Raw genomic sequence first — 24,070 nt, forward strand, 5'->3', positions numbered from 1 at the left:
TGGTATAAAAGTAAAATATAAATAATGACAAATTTATGAATGAAGCTCTTTTCCACTAATATAACCAAAATATGATATATTATTGCTATGAAAAATATTACGCAAATTCCTCGTCTATCATTAAGAGAACAAATATATGAACGACTAAAATCAGCAATCATTCATCTTGAATTAAAGCCTGGTGAAAGAATTAATGATAAAACATTGGCTGAACAATTCGGTGTAAGTAGAACTCCAGTACGAGAAGCACTCAAAAAATTGGAGGATGAAGGATTAATTGTAACTTCTCCAGGTTCTGAAACAATTGTTAGTTTAATTGAAGTAGATCAAGCGATGCATGCCTTTACAGTAGTAGCCTCCCTTCATGCATTAGCGGCTAAATTGGCTTTAACTACTTTATCTTCCGCACATGTTGAACAAATGACAGCAATTAATAACGAATTTGCTAAAGCTCTAAAAGCAGCGGATAAATTTCAAGCAATTCAAAAGGATGATCAATTTCATGCAGTTATTTTAGAGGCATCTCAAAATCCAGAAATAGTTATAGCTCTAGGTCGCCTTCTTCCTAAAATTCGCCGACTGGAGTTACTAAAATTTAATTCTTTCGATGGGCAAAAGTCGATTGAACAGCATCAAGAAATTATTGAGTGTCTATCAAAAGGAGATAAAACCCAACTTCCTACCTTAATTGAAAACAATTGGTTAAGCTTGGCTACATATTTAGCAGAAAAATAATTCGATCAGCTATTCATTAAAAAGAGGGGATTTTCTCATTCCCCTCTTTTTATCTCTTTCTTATTTATCCTTCTCCCCCGTATTGTGCATTAATTCTGGATAAATCTTTTTTAATAATTGAACCAATTGTTTTTCTTCATCCTCTGATAAATTTCTCGTAATATCATTATTTAATCTTGCTAACACTTTTTGTATTTCTGGAAAAACGTTCTTGGCTTTAGTTGTTGGGTATAGATTATTAGATCGTCGGTCATTAGTATCTGTATGTCTATCGATATATCCAACAGCTTCTAAATGCTTTACCGCTCTAGCTGTTGTTGCTTTATCAAATTTTAAAAGAGAGGAAAGTTCGTCTTGGTTTATCCCCGGTTTGGCAATAATTGTTTTCAAAAAAGCTTGCTGCCCACCATTCCCTAATTCATAGGGTTTCAATTCCTTTGAAAGGAATTTCTGATTCTGTCTGTGAATCATCGAGACAATCCTTCCAATCGGCATCTCATTCATTATGATACCCCCTCGGATAGTTTCCCTTTGGAAAGCTAACACTAATTTCACTGATTGTAACATACTAGAAAGCGCATATGCCTTGCTCATCGCCATACAAACTAAAACTGCGTGACTGAGATATAGGAAACTCGATGAACGTTAGTAGTGAATCGATGTCGACTTACAAAAGAGAAGACCTGAAGATTAATAGGTGCTAGGCTTCGTACGCCAGACACAGATTGTACTTCAGAAAACTGCTACTTTGTTAGCATACAAAAAAATAGTTGCGTACGCAACTAACTTATTTTAAAATGGAGCAAGAATAGTTGCTTATGCAACTAAATAAATGAGGTGATTATTTGCAAGCTTCTGTACCTGAGCACAATGATGAAGTTTATCGACGACGATGGCTCATCTTTACTGTTTTAAATATATTTACATTTATGTCTACTCTTGATGCTAGTATTGTTAATATTGCTCTCCCAACTATATCTAAGCAATTAGGTCTTGCCTTTGCAAATTCCCAGTGGATTGTCATTAGTTACTTACTAACCATCTGTACCGTTATCCTTTTCTTTGGAAAACTAGGGGATATGTTTGGAAAAATAAAAGTATTTAAATGGGGATCTGTTCTATTTATCATTGGTTCTTTCCTCTGTGGATTCAGTAACTCACTCTCCTTTTTAGTCATTTCTCGCATTATCCAAGCAATTGGCGCAGCGATGACAATGGCAAATAGCCAAGGAATTGTAACAGAAATATTCCCAGCAAAAGAAAGAGGAAAAGCATTAGGACTAATTGGAACTTTTGTCTCTTTAGGGAGTATTACTGGACCAAGCTTAGGTGGAATTATTATTTCCAGCTTAGGATGGGAGTATATATTCTGGATTAACATTCCCATTGGCGTTATAGCTATTTCTCTTGCGTGGAAAATATTGCCTAAGGATGTTACATTAACGAAAACAAAGATAGATATAGCAGGCAGCTTATTATTTAGCTTTGCCATTATTCTTCTAATCGGTGGTTTATTACTTGGTCAGCAATATGGCTATGCTAATTGGGGGATTATCTCTTCTATCTTTATTGGTGCTATTTCCTTTATCAGTTTTATCATCGTGGAATATCGAAAAGAAAATCCAATGCTGGAACTTTCTATCTTCAAAAATCCACTTTTCTCTATTAGTATCTTTTGTGCATTTATCGTTTTTATTGCGAATTTTTGTTTTAATATCCTGTCTCCTTTTTACACGCAGGATATTTTAGGGATGTCTGCATTACATTCAGGATACATTCTTATGCTCTTTCCGATTACGATGGCAATTGTTGCTCCTATAAGCGGGACATTATCGGATAAAATAAGTGGTCAAGCTATTACCTTTGCTGGATTATTAGTAATGATTGTCGCACAAATCGGGTTAACGTTCCTTCATGAAGGAAGTTCTATTACAAGTCTTGCTTTATGGATCATTATGCTTGGAGCGAGTTCTGGTCTCTTCCAATCCCCTAATAATTCGTTAATTATGTCAACAGTGGAACGAAAACAACTGGGGATTGCAGGCAGCATTAATTCACTGGTTCGTAATTTAGGTATGGTTGTTGGTATTTCTCTTGCGACAAGCATCTTATTCTCTGTTATGAGCATGAAAGCAGGCTACCGAGTGACTGCCCTTATTCCAGAAAGACCTGATATTTTTCTTAGTGGTATGCATGTCGTATTTCTCGTATCTAGCAGTTTATGCTTTATTGGTTTGATTCTGACGGGGTGGAGATATGCTGTATCTCGTAAAGTAGCAGAGAAAAAAGTTCGAAATGCTTCTTAAGTTGACCGTTACTTAAAAAGTTCCTTGATTCAAAAGAGAATCAAGGAACTTTTTTATTATTACCTAGCTATCAGAAGTCACTCCTGTATAAATTAAAATTGCATCTCGTAAAAAGGCAGTTGTTCCAACTTGCTCTTTATCATAATAAGAGGTAAAACGTTCATCGGTAACATACATTTCTGCCAATCCTGCATGGGCCTCTTTTTTATACTCCGGCCATGTAAAAGAAAGCCATTGTTTATGCAAATCTGCAGCTTTTTGGGCTGCTTCTCCTGCTGGATTACCTTCTTTTACTGCTTTTTTTAATGTTGAAAAAAGCTCTGTCTCTACTTCTACCATGTTACGATACGCACTTTCAGACATATTCATTAGTTTTGCATTAGATTGATTAATTGTGTCTTCTCCATACTTTTCTCTAATTTCTTTTCCATACTTTGCTTCATTATCATCTACTAATTTCTTTTTGAACCCTTCAAATTTTTCCTTATCAGACATGGTCGTTCTCCCTTCTAATGTTTTCATCGTTTTTTCAACATTTGTAATTAATTGCTGAAGCTGTTGATTTTTTGCCAGGAGTTTTTCATGATGTTGCTTTAAAGCTTCTTTGACGTCAAAAGAAGGAGAAGCCATCATTTTCTTAATTGTTTCTAATGGAACATCTAGTTCACGATAAAAAAGAATTTGCTGTAATAAATCTACCTCTTTTTGTCCATAAATCCGATATCCTGATGAATTGATTCTCGCCGGCTTAAGAAGGCCAATTTCATCATAATAGCGTAATGTTCTTGTACTTATTCCTGCTAACTTTCCTAATGCATTTATGGTATACTCCATTTTTTCACCTCCTGACAATTTAATCGTAAACGTTGACGTAACGTAAATGTAAATAGTTTTTTCATCATTTTTTTTGCAAAAAAGCAGTTATCACAAAGAAAATGATAACTGCTTTTTTATTAAGTCTTTTTCCTACTTTTATAAACATAGCTTTTCCATATCTATTTACCGCTTTAAATTTACGGTTGTTACCTCAAATTTATCGTAACGATGACGGGAAAAAGAATATTCAAATGGAACACCATTATTTAAATAACCCACATGCTCTACTTCTAGAATTGGATCATTCAATTCACATTCAAGATGTTCATGATCTAATTCAGTCGATTTACATGCTCTTATTTTCCGATGAGATCCAGCTATTGTTAACCCTAAAGTTTTTGTAATATGCTCATAAACTGATCCATATAACACCTCATCATTTAAACCAGTAATTACTGTTGTTGGCATATACGTAATTTCTAAAACATATGGTTCGTTTTTTACAGAGCGTAATCTAATTAAATAGTAAACAGGTGTTTTCACATCAATTGCTAAGTGTGCTGCAACCTCTTCAGAAGGAAAATGAACTTCAAATTTAATGATTTTACTCTCTATCTTTTCTCCATCTAACAGCTTAGACAATCCTAATATTTCATTCGTTAGCACATTTACCCTACTATCATGTAGTGCCGATTGAACAATAAAAGTTCCATGCCCTCTTTTTCGATACAGAAGTCCTTCCATTACTAGTTTGTCTAATGCCCTTTTCATGGTCATTCTGCTACATGAAAACTCTTTAGACAAAGATATTTCATCTGGAATTGGATGATCTAATGGATAAAAGTTTTCTTTAATACGACGTTTCACTTCAACTGCTATTGCTTCATACTTGTTCATAAACGAACCACCTTAATTAATAAAAAATAATCTATAACGAAGACTCTATCAGTGAGGTTTTCCTCATCTTCCACTGATGGTTAGTTGAACCAATCGGACCTTCACGGACAGTTGATCTCCCACCTATCTTCCTCGTATTCTCATAAGCTTGAGGGGGGAGTCTTACTGCCCGTTAAGTGTGGGATAAAATATAATCTTGCTTTTTTCAACGAAAACAAAATGTCTTTTTAATTATAAGCATTTAATTACAAAAGTCTATACTTTAAAAATGCACCCTTGAAATCTCTATTTATAGTATAATACATTTCCTTATAAATCGTATACCTTTTTAAAAACGCTTTCAAAAAAATCAGAAAACCATATCGGTAATAGGAGATTTAGGAAAAGTAACTGTTGATGAAAAAGGGGGAAATGCAGAAAGAGGATGTGACAAAACAAAATATCTAATGGGTAAAGACGAACAATCTCTCATTTAGTAGCGAAACCAACTCGTTTCATCCTTTTTTTAAAAAGAAAATATAATGAGTAGGAAATACGAAGCAGACTGAATACACGTAGACTCCTATGGAGCTGCGAGAAAGTCCAAGACCCTGCAGGAACGAGGGCTCGCCCCATGGAAAGCGAAGTGTATGCTGGCTGCGGGTGATCACCACAAACCTTCCTTCTTAAAATGAATAAAACCCCAAACAATTATACGAACTTTTCAATCAGCATTTACGTATAATTGTTCGGATTTATATTTAGTTGGGATACTTTGTGTCCCAGCCTTTCATTTTATGATATAAAAGTGATTATTTTTTCGGAATTTCACAGCCTTCATCTGTACATACCGCACCTTCTGTACCTGCACCTGAAAGATCTTGAAATTTAGGGGTTGGATGATCTTCCTGCCATACTTGCTCAAGAACCCGCTTGAATGTCTCTAAAGGTTGAGCGCCTGAGATAGAGTATTTTTGATTAATAACAAAGAATGGAACACCTGTTACGCCAATTTGACTTGCTAGTGCCTCGTCAATTCTGACGTCATTTGCAAAACTTGTTGAATCTGCTAATACTTTTCGTTGATCCTCTTCTTCAAGTCCTACTGATTTTCCTATTCCTACTAACGTATTATGATCACTTATTAATTTTCCTTCTGTAAAGTAAGAATACAATAATTTCTCGGTTAGCTCTTTTTCTTTTCCGACTGTTTGTGCATACTTTGTTAAACGGTGTGCATCAAATGTATTTGTTGGTTTCATGTTATCAAAATCATATTTCAAGCCTGTACTTGCTGCTTGACTTCCAACATTACTATTCGCATTTTTCGCTTCTTCTACACTCATTCTATATTTACCAGCAAGAACTTCATGAATACTTTTACCAGCATACATTTCAGCATTAGGATCTAATTCAAAGCTCTTAAATTCTACTTCAACTTGATCTTTGTAAGGAAATTGTTCTAAAGCCATCTCTAAACGGCGTTTTCCAATATAGCAAAATGGGCACACATAGTCTGACCATACTTCAATTTTCATGTTTCCACCTTCTTTATAGTGATGTTATCATCCTATCACAGTAGTAGGAATATTACTTTTATTTTGCTTTGACTGTTTTCATGCAATATATGAGCAGTCTGAATACACATAGCTTTCCATGGGCAAGATTTTTCCTTGTCTCAACTGTCTCGCTAAACCTTGCATAAGTCTGCCTGTATTCAGACTACTCAATAATTCTTTTTGAACTCTACCTTCTTTAAAGGAAAGGCCTTACTTTGTGCAATAGAAAAACTCCTTTTTCAGGAGTCCTTCTAAAACAAGCTCTATTTAAAAATTTTCACGCGATTTTCTAGCGGATTAAATTCTTTTTCTCCGGGTTCTATTGTTGGCTTACCAAATGGCATTTGTGCAACGAGCTTCCAAGAAGATGGTATATCCCATTCCACCTGTACAGCCTCATCAATTAGAGGGTTATAGTGCTGTAAGGAAGCGCCAAATCCGACTTCTTCCAATGCAGTCCAGATGACTAATTGATGCATTGCATTTGTTTGATTTGCCCAAACAGGAAAGTTCTCAGCATAGAGCGCAAACTGCTTTTGTAACCCTTCTACTACTTCTTGATCTTCAAAAAATAATATTGTTCCATAGCCAGCCTTAAAGGAACTAATTTTCTCTTTAGTGGTAGCAAAATTTTCAGCTGGAACAATTTTTTGCAATTCATCTGCTGTTATATCCCAAAGTCTATCATGCTGTTCCTTTAATAAATCACTACTCTTGTACTTTGAGAATTGAAGGATGATGGTGTATGAAGTACCGCTTCATTCACAACTTCTTGGATTTTTTCATCAGACACTACCTGTTCTTTGCTAAGACCATAGTATGAGCGTCGGTTTTTAATCGCCTCTAAAAATGCACTCATTTTTCTCCTCCAATCGAAAATTTTTTCATATATATAATACCCATTTGTCGTATTCTTAAAATGACTTTCCAAAAGTTTCTCGACTGGATATCATTTTATTTCCAAAGAGGCTGGGACATAAGTATTCCAGTCATAGATAAACCCGAACAACTATCAAATAATCCTAAATGATTGTTCGGGTTTTATTAGTTTTATAAAAGGCTGTTTCAGTACAGTTAGTGTTAATATCCGCAGCCTGAATACACTTCGCTTTCCATGGGGCGAGCGCCGAGCCGCTTCGGCCTCTGGCCTGCAGGGTCTCGGACTTTCTCGCAGCTCCCATAGGAGTCTACGTGTATTCAGGCTGCTCCATATTTCCTACTAATTCATTTTTTCTAAAAAAACAATATTTTTTAGGGAAATTGCCTTTAAAAACAGAGTGGAATGGAGCGGAAGACACTCGACTCCTGCGGGAAGTAGAGCAAAACCTAAGACCCCACAGGCTTTAGCCGAGGAGGCTTAGGTTGCTCCCCGCGGAAAGCGAGTTTCTGTAGCGCAATGGAACGAATTAGTTTTTACACTTGACTATATTTAAAAACATAAATAACCATTGTATAAAAGAAACCTTTATTTAAGAGATAAATTAGAGATTGTTCGTCTTTACAGATTGGCTATCTAGTTTTGTCCCAGCCCCATGTATAACCATTATCCACGAATTGTTTTTAATGCTGTGCTCCAAGCTACTACTTGATCAAGCATTGCATTGATATTTTCTAGATGAAGAGAAGATGGCTTAAATGTTGTGAAGTTCTCAAAATCAGTAAATAAAGAAAGGGTTGGATGAACACGAACGTCTGCGACTTGCAGTTCTCCTAGAATTCCTCTTAAATGTTCTGCTGCACGTGCTCCACCAGTTGAACCATAACTCACAATTCCTGCTGCTTTATTATTCCAAGTTTCTCTTGCAGAATCTAAAGCATTTTTCAATGCACCAGTAATACTATGATTATACTCAGCTACTACAAAAACAAATCCGTCAAGACTTGCTAATTTTTCATTCCAAGCTGCCACATTTTCTTGCCCTTCTGCTGCTCCTAAAAATGGTAAGTTGAACTCTGCAATATCAACGATTTCATATTCAGCATCCCCACGCTTGTCAGCTATTTCTTTCACCCATGCTCCAACTTGTGGACTTACTCTTCCTTGACGAGTACTACCTAAGATAATTCCAATTTTCATCATTTTAACCTCCGTATTTTTTTAAAAATTTTTACTACATTTTTATCCTAATACTGAGATTATTCAATTGCAAATAATACGACTTACTTTTATTTAAAAAGTTATTAAAAGTAACTTACTTTTATTTTTTGTAAATCAAAAAAGTACACCTAACATATTTCTTGCACTAACTTTCCTAAATTTGTAATACCTCTAATAATATTCTCTTCTGACATATAGGAATAATTAATTCGACAATGATTTTTCTCTTGAATATTAGGGAAGAAGCTTTCTCCTGGAACATAGCCCACTTTCGCAATAGGCAAACTACGTTCCTGCATGAAGATTTTGGTATCAATATGCTGTGGAAAGGTAAGCCATGTAAACAATCCACCTTGAGGATTTGTATAGGTTACACTCTTTGGAAAAGCTTCGTGTAAAGTTTGAAACATCAACTCTTTTTTATGTTTATATGTTTCACGGATATGTACGATATGTTCATCTAAATCATACATATCCATAAATCGGTTCACTGCATACATATTTAAGGTTGAATTTTGCGTATCGGCAGCCATTTTTAATAAACTTAGTTTCTCCGCTAAAGCACGATCAGCAATTAACCAGCCAAGACGTAATCCTGGGCTAAGGATTTTAGAAAAACTACCAATATGAATGACCCTTCCTTCCGTGTCGAAACTTTTAATAGATGGTAAATCTTCCCCTTCATAACGTATTTCACGATACGGACTGTCTTCGACAATGACAGCATTATGCTTATTCGCTAATTCCACTAATGTCTTTCTTCGCTCCAAGCTCATTGTCACTCCAGTTGGATTCTGAAATTCAGGAACTGTATAAATGAGTTTCACATTTGGATGCTTCTGTAAAGCTGCTTCCAGCTCGTCCATTCGCATACCATCTTCATCCATAGATACACCTACATATTCTGGCTCATATGGATTAAATGCAGCAAGTGCACCTAAAAAAGTTGGATTTTCCGTTATAATGATATCTCCTTTGTCGATAAAAGCTTTCGCTGCAAGGTCTAACCCTTGTTGACCTCCTTGAATTATAAAAAGGTTATCGACACAACAGCTGATACCAATCTGCTTTACCCGATTCACTAACTTCTCTCTTAACGCCATTAATCCTTCTGTACCAGTATATTGAAGTGCTAATCTTCCCTCTTCCTGTAAAACCTGATCATACACTTTTCGTAATTTTTCTATTGGAAAAATTTCAGGGTCTGGATATCCCCCACCAAATGAAATAATAGATGGATCTGCCCCTAACTTTAATAGTTCTCTAATAGCTGATGGTTTTACTCTTTCTATTCGGTTGGCATATTTGTAATTCATACTTCTTCCCCCTTCTATCTATTTATTCAGACTAGAATATTCAGTATATTCATTATAGTTTAACATTTTACTTTTGAATATATTTTTGACATTTAAGATTATAGTTACTTCAGATTTTTTTTGTATTTATTATAATAAATAGATAAGAATATGCCTTTTGATGCAGCTGAATAAAAAGAGGGTATTTCAATAAAAAAATAAAATAGAAGATAAAAAGAGGTATCTTATGAAAATGTGGCTAGAAAATCTTAGAAGAAAAAAAGGTCAACAAAATTTATTTATCCTTATATTATTTGGATTATTTTTTCTTCTTCCCGAACAATATCTATTAACAAATTTTGCTTATGCTATAATTCTCTTTTTAATTGCTTATATATCTGCCTATATAGAAATAGACCCAGTATGGAAAGGTTTGCTCTTTTCATTGATAGTGACGTTAATAGTTATAGTTATTATTTTATCCATCGTAAGTTTGTTCCCAAATATTCCTTTTCTACTACTGGTACTGGTTACCATAATTACAGCAGGATTAGCTATATACTGGATCGGTTAATACAAATAGACAAAAATCGTTTATTTTCATGACCCTAGCTTAGTGATATAAAAAAGGAAAACGGTCTGAATGTCACTATCAGACCGTTTTCACAATTGTTGATGTAACTCCCTATCAATTGAAGAACTTTACTCAAATTCTCATAGAGATTACCCTTTCTACAAGTTTCTCCATATAGACTGCTTTCACTGCCATTCCATTTGGATTAGCAGCTGTTTCTTCTTTTGTAATAACAAAACCTAATTTTTCATATAATTCAATATTTTTCGGAATATTTGCTCTTACTTTACATTCTACTTTCTGCTTTCTGTTTAACAATGCATATTCCTCCATCCAAGCTAGCATCGCTTTTGCTATCCCTTTCCCTCTTGCTGAAGGAATTACCGAAAGTCTGGAAAAATAAAGAGAATCATCTTTTAGCTGCAAACGGGAGGAACCGTAGGGGATATCATCTAACCAATAGATAATAGCTTGCTCCGTTCCACTTTTAAGAGCATTTATTAATTTGTCGACTGGTTCTGTCAATGCACTGGAAGGTACCTCAATATAACGATAATCTTCAAATGCTTCTAGCATTAATTTATGTACAATCGGAGCCTCTTCCTCTGTCACAAGGCTTATTCGCTCCTTTCTCTTTCTATCTATTAAAATTTCTTTTAATTGATTAATACTTTCTACTATGAATGTTGCATTTACGTGATTTAACTCTTCGTATGTGCCGTATCCATATGTAACACCTATAGAATCAATTCCTGTATTATTTGCCCCAATAATATCATGCTCTCGGTCCCCTATCATCACAAAATCACGATGTTGATATGCTGGATACAACGCTAATATGTATTGAATAATTTCTGTTTTGGATGATCTAGTACCATCCAGATTACTGCCAATAATATGAGCAAAATACCTTTCTATTTGAAAATATTTCAGAATTTCTTCTGCAAAAACAGTTGGTTTAGAAGTTGCTACAATTAAAATGCAGCCTTTTTCTCTCAAGGAGTCAAGCAAGGTGGTTATATTTGAGTATAATTTATTTTCAAACATTCCTAATTGCTTAAATCTCTCTCTGTATAAGGCTATTGCTTGATTCGTGATATCTTGATTAAAACCATAATATGTAGAAAATGATTCTTGGAGTGGTGGTCCAATAAACCTTTCTAACTTGGCTAAATCCGATTCTTCTTGCCCTAATTTTTGCAATGCATACTGAACCGACTTCGTAATTCCTTCTTTAGGATCTGAAAGCGTACCATCTAAGTCAAATAGTACTATTTGATATATACTCATTCCCTTCTCCCTCCCCGTTTGTTTAAAAAATCAAAATAATCAGTTTTTTAACAATAGAAATCTTCCTTATCTTCTCGCTTATTATAACTAATTACTAAATTTCCAACAATACTAAGGGAATGGAAAGTACAAAAATACATCTTGCATTTTTATATTAGGGATTGGATATTGCCGAGTTAAATATTTACCTATCCCCTAATAATTTCTAAATAGGCATTGCTACCCAATGATCTTTTGATACTTCTACAAGCCTTGTATTGTTTACTTGATATTTATCTTCACCAAGATTACCTTCCGTAATATTCCTGTTTTTATTCTTTTCCACTTTAGGATCTGGAATAGGAATTGCTGCTAATAATTCTTTCGTATAAGCATGCTGTGGATTCGCGTACAATTCTTCACTTTCTGCAATTTCAACTATCTTCCCAGCATACATAACAGCTACTCGATCACTAATATGTTTTACCATCGATAAATCATGGGCAATAAAAAAATACGTCAAGCCCAGTTTATGCTGCAAATCCTCTAAAAGCTTTACAATTTGTGCTTGAATAGAAACATCTAACGCTGATAAGGGTTCATCACAAACGATAAAAGACGGTTCGCTCTTGCGATGCCAATTCTCTGCCGTTGCCCACCTGAAAATTCATGGGGGTATCTAAAGGCATGAGAAGGATCCAATCCGACCATTTCCAATAATTCTTCTACTCTTTTTAAACGTTCTGTAGGATTTTTATATAATTGATGGATATCTAGTGCTTGCCCAATGATATCTACTATCTTGAACCTTGGATTAAGACTGGCATATGGATCTTGAAAGATAATTTGCATGTGACGACGGAGCATTTTCAATTCAGTTTTATTTAATCGATGAACGGGAATTCCTTGATATAATATTTCACCACTCGTCGGTTCATGTAATCGTAAAATGGATCGCCCTGTTGTGGATTTTCCTGAACCTGACTCCCCAACCAAGCCTAATGTTTCTCCTGCTCGGATATGGAAACTAATATCATCTACTGCTTTTAAAGTTCCCCCTTTACCAATAGTAAAGTGTTTGTTTAATGAGTTCACCTCAAGAATTGGATGATCCTGTTCGATTGGCAGATGAATAGGAGCTGGCTTTATTTTTTTCTTTTCGTCAAGCCTTGGCAGAGCATGTAAAAGTTTTTTTGTATAGGGATGTTTAGGCTTTTCAAATATTTCTTCTGTTGTTCCAGATTCGACTACTTCACCATCTTTCATCACTACGACATTATCACACATACCTGCAACAACCCCTAAATCATGGGTGATTAAAATAATGGATGTACCAAACCGTTTCTGCATATTCTTCATTAAAGCCAGGATTTGAGCTTGAATCGTTACATCTAATGCGGTCGTTGGCTCATCGGCAATTAATAAAGTGGGACGACATGCAAGGGCAATCGCAATCATTACCCTTTGTCTCATTCCTCCCGAGAATTCATGTGGATATTGATTATAGCGTTCCTTCTCATCTCGGATTCCTACTAAACGTAACAATTCTAATGCTTGTTTTTTCGCTTCTGTTTTTGATAATTTTTGATGTTTGGATAGACCTTCTGCTATTTGTTTACCAATTCTAATTGTCGGATTTAAGGAGGTCATCGGATCTTGAAAGATCATGCCAATCTCTTTCCCACGAATATGCTCCATTTCTTTTTCCGATTTCTCAGCAAGATTTTCTCCCAAAAAGGTAATGACGCCGTCCTTCATCAAAGAAGGTGGCGAAGGAAGGAGTCTCATGATAGAACGGGCTGTGACACTTTTCCCACTACCTGACTCACCAACTATTCCTAACGTTTCCCCCTTTTTCACTTCAAAGCTTACTCCTTTAACTGCCTCAAATTCCTGATTCTGAGTAAGAAAAGAAACTTTTAAATTATCAACCTTTAATATACTGTTCACCTATTTCACCTTCTATGTATTTACTAATTTACTTTTTTCTTTCAAAATATATTGATTTTTTAGTATTCTACAAATAAAATATACTATACAGGTCGGAATAATGTAATTTAAAGAAAGGAGGAAAAAAATATTTGAATACTGAAACACCCATTCATAGAAATAGAGAATCTATGTTCATTGAATTTAGCGACCATATTCAGCGAACGTTTTTCAAGCTTCAAAAACGCCCACTATATCTTTTAGCGATCATTATTTTGGGGTTACCAATTAGTTTTGTTGCTGGTTTTGTTTATTTATATAAAAAAAGGAAAGATCCTTATCAGTCTTTTTCCATCCAAATAAAGAATAAACTGTTGGATGAAGGACATATGGAAAGACTACATAGCAAATATAAAAAGCAGATAGAAAGAAAAGCAGCGTTTTTTAACCAAGATTACACACCTGCTGAAATAAATAAACTAGCCAAACAGTGGGCAGAAGAACAGTTCCAAAAAGATGTTGATGACAAAGCTAACGATGAACTGATTACGTATAAAAAAAGGAAAATAACTTATAAGGACACTTTTCTTTCTTTAATATCTAATCCAAGGTTAATTCTATATACTATCCTTCCAGGCATTCTTATGTATATCTTTTTATGGATTTGTTCTAATCCTTATTTAAAATTTATTATGGAAAGATTACTTATGAGTATATTTGTTATCTTTGGCGTAACATTTCTTGTTTTCACGATTCTATATTTTTTAAAATGGAAAAACTGTCGATAATCTCATTCTCATCCATCTTTCTTTTTTTCTTCTACAAATATCTTCAATCTTCATGATTTTATATTTTCCAAAGGCTTTTTTCGTAAAGTTTGTTGCGATTACCCGCAGCCGGAATACACTTCGCTTTCCGTGGGGCTCGCGCTGATGAGCCTCCTCAGCTTCTCCTCCGGTGTCTCAGACTGTCTCGCTAATCCCCGTGGCGTCTTCGTGTATTCCGGCTGCTCCATTTTTCCAACTAATTATTTTTTTCGATTGAAAAAACAACAATCCTTTAGAAAACGCCCTTTCCAAAAGACACTCCTATTGAGGAAGGCTCTAAAACTAACTAGTCCTTCCTCTCCTATCATTATTGCCATTCTCCAAAACCATATTAATTTTAATTCTCAGAAAAAAACTATGCTGCATAACAGCATAGTAAAAAGCGTATTTTTATTCAAATAGAATAATCTTCTGGAATAAATATCTTCAATTGGTTTGGCTTTATATAAACCTGTTCTTTTTGCTTTAATGATAGAATACGAAAGTTTTCTTTTGTAATTTCCGCTTCTAAATATTCATCAGAATCCTGTCTCTTTAATTCTAAATGGACAATCGGACCTACAATATGAATATGATTTATGGTTGCTAAAATTGAATCTTCCCCTAGTGCTTCTTTACTAATATGAATATCATGGGGACGAACATATCCTACTGCTTGCTTGTTCTTTTCATGCTTCCATTCTGGAACAGAAAAAATACTTTCTCCTTGATGAAGCTTTCCGTTTTCAAGCCTTCCATAAAACAAATTTACATTACCGAGAAAGTCATATACGAATGGACTGTTTGGGTGTTCATATACCTCTTCTGGTGAACCAATTTGTTCAATTTTCCCTTCATTCATGACGACTATTCGATCGGCAACATCCAGTGCCTCTTCTTGGTCATGTGTTACAAATACACTCGTAATATGAAATTCATCATGTAGTCGTCTTAACCATCGTCTTAAATCCTTTCTAACTTTCGCATCCAATGCCCCAAATGGTTCATCCAACAAGAGAACTTTAGGTTCTACTGCTAATGCTCTTGCTAATGCAACACGTTGTTTTTGGCCTCCAGATAGCTGAGAAGGAAAGCGATTTTTCAGTTCCTCTAGTTTGACTAAACGTAATAATTCATTTACCTTTGATTCTATATCTTGCTTAGAAGGGCGAGTTTTTCTTGGTCTTACCTTTAACCCATATGCAATATTTTCAAAGACTGTCATATGACGAAAAAGAGCATAATGCTGAAACACAAACCCAACATTTCGTTCTTTTGTGCTTATTTCAGTCATATTATTTTCTCCAAAGTAAATGACTCCTTGATCTGCGGTCTCCAATCCAGCAATAATTCTTAATAGAGAGGTTTTTCCGGACCCTGAAGGACCTAGTAATGCAACTAATTCCCCTGTATTAATTTCTAAATTTATATCCTTTAATGCTTGGAAAGAACCAAATGTTTTGGAAACATCTTTTATTAAAATACTCATCTTCTATTTCCTCCTCTCATATGACTAGTTATTCATAAGCTGTTTTTTGGTCTTCCACTCTAGTAAGCTTTTAATAATTAAGGTAATAATTGCTAATATAGACATAAGTGTGGCGACTGCGAATGCAGCTGCAAAACGGTACTCGCCATATAAGATCTCAATGTGCAGAGGCATCGTATTTGTCAATCCACGAATATGGCCTGACACGACGGAGACAGCTCCAAATTCTCCGATTGCTCTTGCATTACATAAAATGACCCCATATAAAAGACCCCACTTTATATTCGGTAGTGTCACATACCAAAATGTTTTCCATCCTCCTGCACCAAGTGTAAGAGATGCCTCCTCTTCCGATGTTCCTTGTGCTTGCATTAAAGGAATTAATTCTCTCGCAACAAATGGCAGGGTAACAAAAACTGTAGCTAATACAATCCCTGGAACTGCAAAGATAATTTTTATATTATGAGCAAAAAGCCATTCTCCGAATAAACCGTGTGTACTAAAAAGCAACACAAATACTAATCCAGCTATAACTGGCGAAACGGCAAAAGGTAGATCAATTAATGTAATTAATAGATTCTTTCCTTTAAATTGGAACTTTGATACAGCCCATGCTGCAGCAACTCCAAAAATCGCATTTAACGGCACAGCAATCACTGCTACCAATAAAGTAAGCTTTATTGCAGCTAAAGCATCAGGTTCTGTTATAGCTGCAAGATAGACCTTTACGCCTTGGTCAAATGCTTGTATAAAAATGGTGATTAAAGGTAGTAATAGAAATATACCTAAGAATATAAGCGCAATGCTTATTAAAACAAAGCGTAGCCATTTTGGCTCCGAAGTACTTGAATTAGTTTGAATAGGTGCTGAGATTTGCTGTAATGGTACGTTTCCCGCCATAATAACTCCTCCTTTCTTAGTTCGTAGTCATATTTCGATTTGTCCACCACTGTAATAGATTTATACAGAAAAGTAAGACAAAAGAGATAAATAACATGACAGATGCAATTGCAGTAGCACCTGCGTAGTCATACTGTTCGAGTTTCGTAATAATTAATAATGGCGTAATTTCTGTTTTCATCGGCATGTTTCCGGCAATAAAAACAACAGAACCATACTCTCCTAACGATCGAGCAAATGCCAGTGTAAAACCTGCAAGAATTGCTGGTAGTAACTCTGGAATAATTACTTTAATAAATGTTTGAAGTCTAGTTGCCCCAAGACTTGCTGACGCTTCTTCTATCTCTTTTTCCAGATTTTGCAGAACGGGTTGAACCATCCGGACAACAAAGGGCAAGCCGATAAAAGTTAAGGCAATGGTTACTCCAATAGGAGTAAAGGCTACCTTAAATCCAAGGAGACTACCTATCCATCCGTTTGGCGCATAGAGAGTTGTTAATGCAATTCCTGCAACTGCTGTTGGAAGAGCAAAAGGTAAATCAACTAACCCATCAACAATCCTTTTACCTGGAAAGGAATAGCGAACTAATACCCATGCAAGTAATACACCGAACACTACATTTATTAAGGCAGCAGTGAAAGACGCTCCAAAACTTAATTTATAGGAGGCAACTACTCTTGGGTCTAAAACCGTATCCCAAAATCTTGTCCATCCCATTTTTGACGTATTAAAAAAGATCATGGTTAATGGCAATATTACCAAGATACTTAGGTATAGCATCGTATATCCTAAGGACAGTCCAAAACCAGGAAGAACATTATTTTTTTTAAAACCTCGTTTTTGTTTCCTTCCATTACTCATCTCATCACCTCTGTAAGCTTGAAAACAGCCATAGTTAATATTGATAGACTGCTTTTTATGTTGTTTAACAGCAAATCATCATTCCCGCTTAAGTATAGTTAAATGGGAATGATGATTTGAAAAATATGTTTTTTACCTAATAGAAATAATCAGCAATGTTTTAATACTACTTTTCTTTACAAATTAATTAGAAGGAATATAGATTTGGTCAAATGTTCCCCCGTCACTAAAATGTTTTTCTTGCGCTTCTGTCCAGCCACCGAAGTCATCGTCAATCGTAACTAATTCAATATCTTCAAATTGATCTGCATATTTTTTTAATACTTCTGGATCTCTTGGTCGATAGTAATTTTCCGCTGCAATTTCCTGCCCTACCTCACTATACAAATATTGAAGATATTCTTTAGCCACTTCTGTAGTGCCTTTTTTCTCTGTAATCCCTTCTACTACAGCTACTGGTGGTTCCGCCAATATACTTAATGAGGGACTAACTATTTCAAAGTTATCTTTTCCTAATTCATCAATTGCTAAATAAGCTTCATTTTCCCAAGCTATTAATACATCTCCTATCCCTCTCTGAACAAATGTATTAGTGGAGTCGCGTGCACCCGAATCGAGAACTTCCACATTTTGAAATAGTCCTTTAATAAATTCTTTGATTTTCTCCTCATCGCCATTATACTGTTTAGCAGCATAAGCCCATGCGGCTAGATAGTTCCATCTTGCACCACCAGAGGTTTTAGGATTAGGAGTGACAACTGAGATGTCTTCTTTAATAAGGTCATTCCAATCCTTAATATTTTTGGGATTACCCTTTCTTACAAGGAATACAATAGTTGACGTATAAGGGGTAGAATTATTCTCAAATTTTGTTTGCCAATCTTCTGGAATGATGCCTTCTCTTTCTTTTACAATCGCATCAATATCTCCTGCCAAAGCTAGTGTAACAACATCTGCTTCGATTCCATCAATGACCGCCCGCGCTTGTTTTCCAGATCCTCCATGTGACTGTTGAACCGTCACATCCTGTCCCTTTTTTTCTTTCCAATATTTCGCGAATGCCTCATTATATTCTTGATAAAGTTCTCTCGTAGGATCATATGAAACATTCAAAAGTTCTATCGATGAAGCATCCGAATTAGCACCACTGCTTTTGGAATCACTGCATCCAGAAAGTATTAATGATACTGTTAGTAGAATAGTAGAAATTTTAAATAACGATTTTACTTCTTTTTTCATTGTATGATTCCCCCTCTTTTTATAAAAAAAGGCTACTACCGTCATTATAATACGGTAGTAGCCTTCAGTTTTTCTGATCAGCTTTCTTCCAACTCGGAATATTAAGTATTTTTAATAAATTTTTTATTATTAATTTATACTCATTTATCTTATAAGTCAACTAGGAATTAGAAAGTTTTTTCATATAACAAATTATTTCCTCCTTTTATTTCATATTTTATTAGTTATCTTCTCTTAAAAAATCCTCTATAATGAAATTATTATTAAAAGAAGAGGTGCATATTTGGAAAATAAGAAGCAGCTATTTTTTGAGGGGAAAGAGAAATTACATGTTTTATTCTTCTACACCGGCATGCAAAGCTATATAGAGGAAGTTCTCGGCTTTATCTATGCTGGAATAGAAGCAGGGGAGTACGTAGTCCTTATTGATAATGACAGAAACTTCAAAAAGATTTCAGAACAATTAAAAGCTCGATTGACCCCCATCCAATTGAAGCAATTACATTACGTAAATAGTTTAGATTTTTATTTTTCCAGTGGGAGCTATCATCCACCAGCAATTACAGATTACTTTAATAAAACCGTTCAACCTTATATTAATCAAAATATCACCTTTCGATCATGGGCACATGTAGAATGGGCAACAATGGATGAACCCTTCCATTTAATTGGAGATTTCGAAAGAGTAGTAGATAACGCTGTCAACGAAATTTCCTTTCCGTTGATATGCGCATATGGAGAACGGAAAATGCCAAGTACTTTGGAAACTATTTTATTAGAAACTCATCCTTATATTTTGAAAAAAGAAAAACTTGTTTTTTCACAAAAATACATACCAGAATAACCATTTACTGCAAGAATAAAACCTTATGCATTATAGAAAGTTCTTTTTACGGTGGCTAAGTGTTTAATGCTTTATTGTTTTTTAGCATTAATCACTAAACCTCCTCGGCTTCGCCTATTGACCTCCCTTTTCCCTCACTTCCCGCAGGAATCACATAAATTAAGTATAATAAACATCCTTTCCCTTTAAAAAGTACTCATTCCGAAAATTCCCTCTGTTATTAGCTTATTTTTCTGCCAAAATCCTTTATCATACTAATATACTAAAATATTTTATTGACAATTCCTTTTTTAATATGGTAAATTCTATTCATTGGTTTATCACTCTAACATATTATCGAACTAAAGGATTTTTCCGTTATTTTAATAGATTTATCTTCTGGAAATATAACTAACAATTCATAAAGGTGGCTTTTCAACATGAAACGTTTAGCAATTAATTTAGTTATTTTAGCATCAGTATTTTTCGTTTTTGCAGCTTGTTCCAACAATTCTAAAGACAAAAAAGAAGATACATTAATCATTGGTATTGATGATAAATTTGCTCCAATGGGATTTAGGGATGACAATAATGAGATTGTCGGTTTTGATATTGATTATGCGAAAGCGGCAGCTGAAAAAATGAATATGTCTGTTCAATTTCAGCCAATCGATTGGAAAACAAAAGAATCTGAACTAAGCAGTGGTCGAATTGACTTAATTTGGAATGGTTATACGATTACAGATGAGCGTAAAGAAAAGGTCCTTTTCACAAAGCCTTATTTAAAAAACGCACAAGTTGTTGTTACATTAGCTAATTCACCGATTACGAAATTAGATGATTTAGAAGGAAAGGTTGTAGGTCTTCAATCGCTTTCCTCTGCATCAGATGCATTAGATAACAGTTCAATCAAATCTAAAATTAAAGAAGTTACGGAGTTCTCTGATAATGTATTAGCATTAAATGATTTAAAATCCGGTCGTTTAGATGCTGTTGTTATTGATGAAATTGTTATTGATTATTATATGACGAAAGAACAAGATTCCTTTAAAGTACTTAATGAATCACTTGCTCCAGAAGAATATGGAATTGGTGTCAAAAAGGGCAATGAAGCTTTATTGGAGAAGCTTCAAAGAGCACTTGATAAAATGAATGAAGATGGTACAGCCGCTGACATCTCAGAAAAATGGTTTGGTGAAAATAAAGTATTACAGTAAGATTTAGCAAATGAATCGTAAACAAAACAGGATTTCTTTCCGAAAGCCTGTTTTGTTTTGTTGGAGGAATAAAAATGTCGTTAGATTATATATTATCCATACTGAAACCAATGTTGGAAGGTGCACAAGCAACCGTTCTCTTATTTCTGATTGCGATTGTAGTATCTATTCCATTAGGTTTCCTATTAACTCTCGCTATTAGAAGCAGTATTAAGCCAATTACGTGGCTGGCAAGCTGTTACGTTTATGTAATGCGCGGGACACCGCTTTTGCTACAATTATTATTTATCTGCTTTGGTTTACCGATGATTCCGGGAATTGGGGAATATTTAGTATTAGATCGCTTTGTCGCTGCATCTTTAGGTTTTATTTTAAATTATGCAGCTTATTTCGCAGAAATTTTCCGTGGAGGATTATTGGCTATCGATAAAGGTCAATATGAAGCCTCTCAAGTTCTTGGCTTAAATAAATGGCAAACAACAACACGTGTTGTACTGCCACAAATGTTTCGCATTGCACTACCTGCTGTGGCAAATGAATCTGTTACATTAGTAAAGGATACTGCCCTACTCTATGCTGTTGCTGTACCAGAATTATTGCACTTTGCACAAACTGCTGTAAACCGCGATTTTACAATTGTGCCATTTTTCGTTGCGGGCATTATTTATTTAATCATGACCCTGCTATTAACAGCGCTATTTAAATGGCTAGAGCGCAGATTTAAATATGAATAAGAAGGACGGATACTCATGGCAATCATTGAAATAGAGAATATCAAGAAGTCATTTGACACGATTGAAGTATTAAAGCAGATTACCTTTGATGTCAATACCAATGATGTCATTGCTGTCATTGGACCATCTGGTTCTGGAAAAAGCACAATGCTCCGTTGTCTTGTCGATTTAGAAAAGATAGATGGGGGGAGCATTCGTGTTTGTGGAGAAGACTTAGTTAAAGACGGTCACTACTCACAAGCCCAAAAAATCAAGCAAATTACAACAAAGATGGGGATGGTTTTTCAGCATTTCAATCTCTTTCCACATCTTACTGTAAAAGAAAATATAGAGCTGGCCCCAAAATTGGTCAAGAAGGAATCAGCTGCTACCATTCAAGAAAGAAGCATAAAAACACTTGAAAAAATCGGTCTTTCTAATTTTGCAAATGTCTATCCAGCAAAACTGTCAGGGGGGCAAAAACAACGTGTCGCTATTGCCCGTGCATTAATGATGGAACCGGAAATTTTACTCTTTGATGAACCTACATCCGCATTAGATCCCGAACTAACAGGGGAAGTCTTAGCAGTGATGAAAGATTTAGCAAAAGAAAAAATGACCATGATTGTCGTCACCCACGAAATGGGATTTGCCAAGGAAGTAGCAAACAAAGTCATTTTTATGGACAACGGGGTAATTGAGGAGTCCGGTCCTCCAAGCAGCTTCTTTACAAATCCTCAATCTGCACGTACGAAAGCTTTTCTGAGTCGGAATTTAAAATAAGTATCTATTACAAGAACTGTGCTATTCACAAGCTCTTTTTTTGCTTAAAATTAAAGGAAAATAAATTTTAAAAAAGTATCCTTTTTAATAGCAAGATTAAATCATTGCTTATTTAATTTTCAGCAAAACTAAAATTTCATGAGTAATTTGTTATCATTTAGAAAAAAATACATCTGAAGATCTTATTACGAAAAAGGAGTGTTTCCGTTGAAAAAAAAGAATTCTGATCAAAACACCGATGTAGCCGGTCGTGTATTTAATCCTAGTGATTATGAAAAAAACGACCAACTTTCTTCTGGATTAGCAACGACGCATGAGCAAGCTAGCGATACATATACAGAAGGAGAAATTGGTGCAGTAATTGATGATGCCGATGGGGAAGATATTGAAATAGGTAAAAAAAGAAAAAATAAATAAGTTCTAAAACATACAAGAGACTATTTTCATTGCAATGAAAATAGTCCCTTGTATGTTATTTATTTTGATTTTAAATAAGCAGATTAAACCACAAGAGTCGCATAAATATTGAATGAATTTTCAGTTTTTCATTTTGTCCAATTTTGAGTAAAAAGAAAGATGCTCAAGTAGAGGTAGCAAACATCCATTTTTTTACTATAACCATTGACAAGTGTGACAGAGGCTTTGAGATCCTTATGGGACTGTATTGCCTTCTATTTTTCGCAACCAAACGCGAGCCGACTTCCATAAAGCTGCTTTTAAATAGCGACTAATTTGTAAGTACGTTCGCTTACTTCCCGTGTTCAGCTGAGCCAGTACATTCAAACAGTACACGATCATGGCAATATACACTTGGTTATGTACAGCCTGTTCACTCTGGCCATAGAATTTTTTGATATTCAAATGTTGTTTCATCCATTTGAAAAACAATTCAATGGCCCAGCGTGATTTGTAAAGTTCAGCGATTTCATCTGCACTTAAATCAAAGCGATTCGTTAATAAATGTAGCTGATTACCTTTTGAATCTAGTACTTTGATCAAACGAAATTCATTTTCAGAACGATTTTGTGTCGTTCCAATGACGACCATTTCATCTGATAAAACTGAAGAATCTTCTGGTAACGAAAATGTTTCAAGTTTACGTACAACAGCATTTTTTCTCAAACGGGAAACGAAGAAATAGCCTTCATCTGTCATGCGATCGAATCGTTCATAATCCAAGTATCCACGGTCAAACACATACATGCATTCTTTGTCATCGACAAGTACTTCAAGCTGACCACGGTCATGTTCGTTTGCATTCGTAAGCACAGATTGGTCTGGATAAGAACATCCTTTTTCCATAAACACAAGGCGAAGGTGGAGCTTCACACCAGATTTTGTTTTCCGGAATTTTGCCCACTTATGATTGTTCAAATTCAATGGCAATGTACTTGAATCAATGATTTTGAGTGGAGTTGTCGTTTTTCTTCTCGCTTGAAAATCAGTCTTTTCGTGAATTTGCGTGACTAAATCAAGAAAAATGGTTTGAAAAAACTTAGTTGGAACCCGATTTAATCGTCTACCCAGTTGAGAAAAACTAATGGAATCAAGTTGGGTTGTGTTCTGTAATTCTTCCGAAAATACACAATCACTTAAAGCACGCAAGCTCTCTGTTTCATGGAGTTGTGCGTACAGTAGTAATTTCAAAAAGGAAGTCATATGAAGCTTCTTAGTATAGTAATTTAATTGATAGGTTTTCACTTGTTCCTCAAAAAGATTATTGGAAATGGGTGAAAGTCATTGTTCAAATGATGTTTTTCGTGTAAACTTATCCATGCGAT

General features: G+C 35.0%; 21 protein-coding genes and 2 pseudogenes. 9 read left to right on the forward strand and 14 right to left on the reverse strand.

All coding sequences use genetic code 11. The annotated features are described in order from the left end of the window. Positions 1-87 precede the first annotated feature (87 nt). Complete coding sequence (locus NKG37_RS01045) at positions 88-735, forward strand: GntR family transcriptional regulator (RefSeq protein WP_212117339.1); 648 nt, start codon at positions 88-90, stop codon at positions 733-735. A 60-nt stretch (positions 736-795) separates the two neighbouring features. Here NKG37_RS01045 and NKG37_RS01050 read toward each other — a convergent pair whose 3' ends face one another. After that, entirely contained in the window at positions 796-1,239 is a 444-nt protein-coding gene (locus NKG37_RS01050; RefSeq protein ID WP_254415649.1) for a MarR family winged helix-turn-helix transcriptional regulator, read from the reverse strand. Between the two features lie 341 nt (positions 1,240-1,580). Between NKG37_RS01050 and NKG37_RS01055 the strand changes: the two genes are divergently transcribed. Then, complete coding sequence (locus NKG37_RS01055; RefSeq protein WP_212117343.1) at positions 1,581-3,041, forward strand: MFS transporter; 1,461 nt, start codon at positions 1,581-1,583, stop codon at positions 3,039-3,041. Between the two features lie 63 nt (positions 3,042-3,104). Here NKG37_RS01055 and NKG37_RS01060 read toward each other — a convergent pair whose 3' ends face one another. The 6 genes and pseudogenes from NKG37_RS01060 to NKG37_RS01085 all read right to left on the reverse strand — a co-directional run bounded on the left by NKG37_RS01060 (position 3,105) and on the right by NKG37_RS01085 (position 9,706). Continuing rightward, entirely contained in the window at positions 3,105-3,875 is a 771-nt protein-coding gene (locus NKG37_RS01060) for a MerR family transcriptional regulator (protein ID WP_254415650.1), read from the reverse strand. A 165-nt stretch (positions 3,876-4,040) separates the two neighbouring features. After that, complete coding sequence (locus NKG37_RS01065; protein WP_016203826.1) at positions 4,041-4,754, reverse strand: GntR family transcriptional regulator; 714 nt, start codon at positions 4,752-4,754, stop codon at positions 4,041-4,043. 791 nt (positions 4,755-5,545) lie between these two features. Continuing rightward, on the reverse strand, positions 5,546-6,271 hold the full coding sequence (locus NKG37_RS01070; RefSeq protein WP_016203827.1) for a DsbA family oxidoreductase: 726 nt from the start codon (positions 6,269-6,271) through the stop codon (positions 5,546-5,548). Positions 6,272-6,555: 284 nt separating this feature from the next. Next, positions 6,556-7,151, reverse strand: a pseudogene (locus NKG37_RS01075) (nitroreductase family protein). A gap of 684 nt (positions 7,152-7,835) precedes the next feature. Continuing rightward, positions 7,836-8,372, reverse strand: a complete 537-nt coding sequence (locus tag NKG37_RS01080; RefSeq protein WP_051993965.1) for an NADPH-dependent FMN reductase — start codon at positions 8,370-8,372, stop codon at positions 7,836-7,838. 146 nt (positions 8,373-8,518) lie between these two features. Further along, positions 8,519-9,706 carry an aminotransferase-like domain-containing protein gene (locus NKG37_RS01085; protein ID WP_254415651.1) on the reverse strand — a complete coding sequence of 396 codons (1,188 nt, stop codon included), beginning with the start codon at positions 9,704-9,706 and terminating at the stop codon, positions 8,519-8,521. Positions 9,707-9,932: 226 nt separating this feature from the next. Here NKG37_RS01085 and NKG37_RS01090 point away from each other — a divergent pair, with 226 nt between their 5' ends. Next, the gene (locus tag NKG37_RS01090) at positions 9,933-10,259 is read left to right on the forward strand and encodes a hypothetical protein (protein ID WP_212117351.1); all 327 of its coding nucleotides are present in this window, start codon (positions 9,933-9,935) and stop codon (positions 10,257-10,259) included. Positions 10,260-10,391: 132 nt separating this feature from the next. Here the strand turns inward: NKG37_RS01090 and NKG37_RS26230 are convergent, their stop codons facing one another. Beyond that, on the reverse strand, positions 10,392-11,549 hold the full coding sequence (locus tag NKG37_RS26230) for a GNAT family N-acetyltransferase (RefSeq protein WP_169189050.1): 1,158 nt from the start codon (positions 11,547-11,549) through the stop codon (positions 10,392-10,394). 205 nt (positions 11,550-11,754) lie between these two features. Then, a pseudogene (locus tag NKG37_RS25970) lies at positions 11,755-13,478 on the reverse strand (dipeptide ABC transporter ATP-binding protein). 131 nt (positions 13,479-13,609) lie between these two features. On the opposite strand from NKG37_RS25970, the gene NKG37_RS01115 reads away from it, so the two are divergent. Next, the gene (locus tag NKG37_RS01115; protein ID WP_169189051.1) at positions 13,610-14,245 is read left to right on the forward strand and encodes a hypothetical protein; all 636 of its coding nucleotides are present in this window, start codon (positions 13,610-13,612) and stop codon (positions 14,243-14,245) included. Positions 14,246-14,678: 433 nt separating this feature from the next. On the opposite strand, the gene NKG37_RS01120 is transcribed toward NKG37_RS01115, so the two are convergent. The 4 genes from NKG37_RS01120 to NKG37_RS01135 all read right to left on the reverse strand — a co-directional run bounded on the left by NKG37_RS01120 (position 14,679) and on the right by NKG37_RS01135 (position 18,753). Next, positions 14,679-15,752, reverse strand: a complete 1,074-nt coding sequence (locus tag NKG37_RS01120; RefSeq protein WP_169189052.1) for a sulfate/molybdate ABC transporter ATP-binding protein — start codon at positions 15,750-15,752, stop codon at positions 14,679-14,681. Between the two features lie 24 nt (positions 15,753-15,776). Then, positions 15,777-16,652, reverse strand: a complete 876-nt coding sequence (gene cysW / locus NKG37_RS01125) for a sulfate ABC transporter permease subunit CysW (RefSeq protein ID WP_016203834.1) — start codon at positions 16,650-16,652, stop codon at positions 15,777-15,779. A gap of 16 nt (positions 16,653-16,668) precedes the next feature. Continuing rightward, a complete protein-coding gene (gene cysT / locus NKG37_RS01130; RefSeq protein WP_169189053.1) occupies positions 16,669-17,514 on the reverse strand; it encodes a sulfate ABC transporter permease subunit CysT in 846 nt (281 codons plus the stop codon). Between the two features lie 183 nt (positions 17,515-17,697). Continuing rightward, positions 17,698-18,753 carry a sulfate ABC transporter substrate-binding protein gene (locus tag NKG37_RS01135; protein WP_254415652.1) on the reverse strand — a complete coding sequence of 352 codons (1,056 nt, stop codon included), beginning with the start codon at positions 18,751-18,753 and terminating at the stop codon, positions 17,698-17,700. 283 nt (positions 18,754-19,036) lie between these two features. On the opposite strand from NKG37_RS01135, the gene NKG37_RS01140 reads away from it, so the two are divergent. The 5 genes from NKG37_RS01140 to NKG37_RS01160 all read left to right on the forward strand — a co-directional run bounded on the left by NKG37_RS01140 (position 19,037) and on the right by NKG37_RS01160 (position 22,706). Next, on the forward strand, positions 19,037-19,597 hold the full coding sequence (locus tag NKG37_RS01140; RefSeq protein ID WP_254415653.1) for an MEDS domain-containing protein: 561 nt from the start codon (positions 19,037-19,039) through the stop codon (positions 19,595-19,597). A gap of 419 nt (positions 19,598-20,016) precedes the next feature. Next, on the forward strand, positions 20,017-20,793 hold the full coding sequence (locus NKG37_RS01145; RefSeq protein WP_016203838.1) for an amino acid ABC transporter substrate-binding protein: 777 nt from the start codon (positions 20,017-20,019) through the stop codon (positions 20,791-20,793). Between the two features lie 74 nt (positions 20,794-20,867). Continuing rightward, on the forward strand, positions 20,868-21,527 hold the full coding sequence (locus NKG37_RS01150; RefSeq protein ID WP_254415654.1) for an amino acid ABC transporter permease: 660 nt from the start codon (positions 20,868-20,870) through the stop codon (positions 21,525-21,527). A gap of 15 nt (positions 21,528-21,542) precedes the next feature. Continuing rightward, positions 21,543-22,289: an amino acid ABC transporter ATP-binding protein gene (locus NKG37_RS01155; protein ID WP_016203840.1), complete on the forward strand. Its 747-nt coding sequence runs from the start codon at positions 21,543-21,545 to the stop codon at positions 22,287-22,289. A gap of 198 nt (positions 22,290-22,487) precedes the next feature. Then, positions 22,488-22,706 (forward strand): YozQ family protein, encoded by a 219-nt coding sequence (locus tag NKG37_RS01160; protein ID WP_328823044.1) that lies wholly within the window; start codon positions 22,488-22,490, stop codon positions 22,704-22,706. A gap of 234 nt (positions 22,707-22,940) precedes the next feature. Here NKG37_RS01160 and NKG37_RS01165 read toward each other — a convergent pair whose 3' ends face one another. Continuing rightward, a complete protein-coding gene (locus NKG37_RS01165) occupies positions 22,941-24,017 on the reverse strand; it encodes an IS4 family transposase (RefSeq protein WP_254416347.1) in 1,077 nt (358 codons plus the stop codon). Positions 24,018-24,070: the final 53 nt, after the last annotated feature.

Source organism: Niallia sp. RD1 (genome assembly GCF_024219955.1).
GTDB classification, from domain to species: domain Bacteria; phylum Bacillota; class Bacilli; order Bacillales; family Cytobacillaceae; genus Niallia; species Niallia alba.

Coding starts and splice junctions, on each gene's coding strand:
- NKG37_RS01070 (WP_016203827.1), bottom strand. CDS start 6,271: ATGAAAATTGAAGTATGGTCAGACTATGTGTGCCCATTTTGCTATATT.
- NKG37_RS01060 (WP_254415650.1), bottom strand. CDS start 3,875: ATGGAGTATACCATAAATGCATTAGGAAAGTTAGCAGGAATAAGTACA.
- NKG37_RS01090 (WP_212117351.1), top strand. CDS start 9,933: ATGAAAATGTGGCTAGAAAATCTTAGAAGAAAAAAAGGTCAACAAAAT.
- NKG37_RS01045 (WP_212117339.1), top strand. CDS start 88: ATGAAAAATATTACGCAAATTCCTCGTCTATCATTAAGAGAACAAATA.
- NKG37_RS26230 (WP_169189050.1), bottom strand. CDS start 11,549: ATGAGTATATATCAAATAGTACTATTTGACTTAGATGGTACGCTTTCA.
- NKG37_RS01120 (WP_169189052.1), bottom strand. CDS start 15,752: ATGAGTATTTTAATAAAAGATGTTTCCAAAACATTTGGTTCTTTCCAA.
- NKG37_RS01155 (WP_016203840.1), top strand. CDS start 21,543: ATGGCAATCATTGAAATAGAGAATATCAAGAAGTCATTTGACACGATT.
- NKG37_RS01050 (WP_254415649.1), bottom strand. CDS start 1,239: ATGAATGAGATGCCGATTGGAAGGATTGTCTCGATGATTCACAGACAG.
- NKG37_RS01065 (WP_016203826.1), bottom strand. CDS start 4,754: ATGAACAAGTATGAAGCAATAGCAGTTGAAGTGAAACGTCGTATTAAA.
- cysT (WP_169189053.1), bottom strand. CDS start 17,514: ATGAGTAATGGAAGGAAACAAAAACGAGGTTTTAAAAAAAATAATGTT.
- NKG37_RS01150 (WP_254415654.1), top strand. CDS start 20,868: ATGTCGTTAGATTATATATTATCCATACTGAAACCAATGTTGGAAGGT.
- NKG37_RS01085 (WP_254415651.1), bottom strand. CDS start 9,706: ATGAATTACAAATATGCCAACCGAATAGAAAGAGTAAAACCATCAGCT.
- cysW (WP_016203834.1), bottom strand. CDS start 16,652: ATGGCGGGAAACGTACCATTACAGCAAATCTCAGCACCTATTCAAACT.
- NKG37_RS01135 (WP_254415652.1), bottom strand. CDS start 18,753: ATGAAAAAAGAAGTAAAATCGTTATTTAAAATTTCTACTATTCTACTA.
- NKG37_RS01145 (WP_016203838.1), top strand. CDS start 20,017: ATGAAACGTTTAGCAATTAATTTAGTTATTTTAGCATCAGTATTTTTC.
- NKG37_RS01080 (WP_051993965.1), bottom strand. CDS start 8,372: ATGATGAAAATTGGAATTATCTTAGGTAGTACTCGTCAAGGAAGAGTA.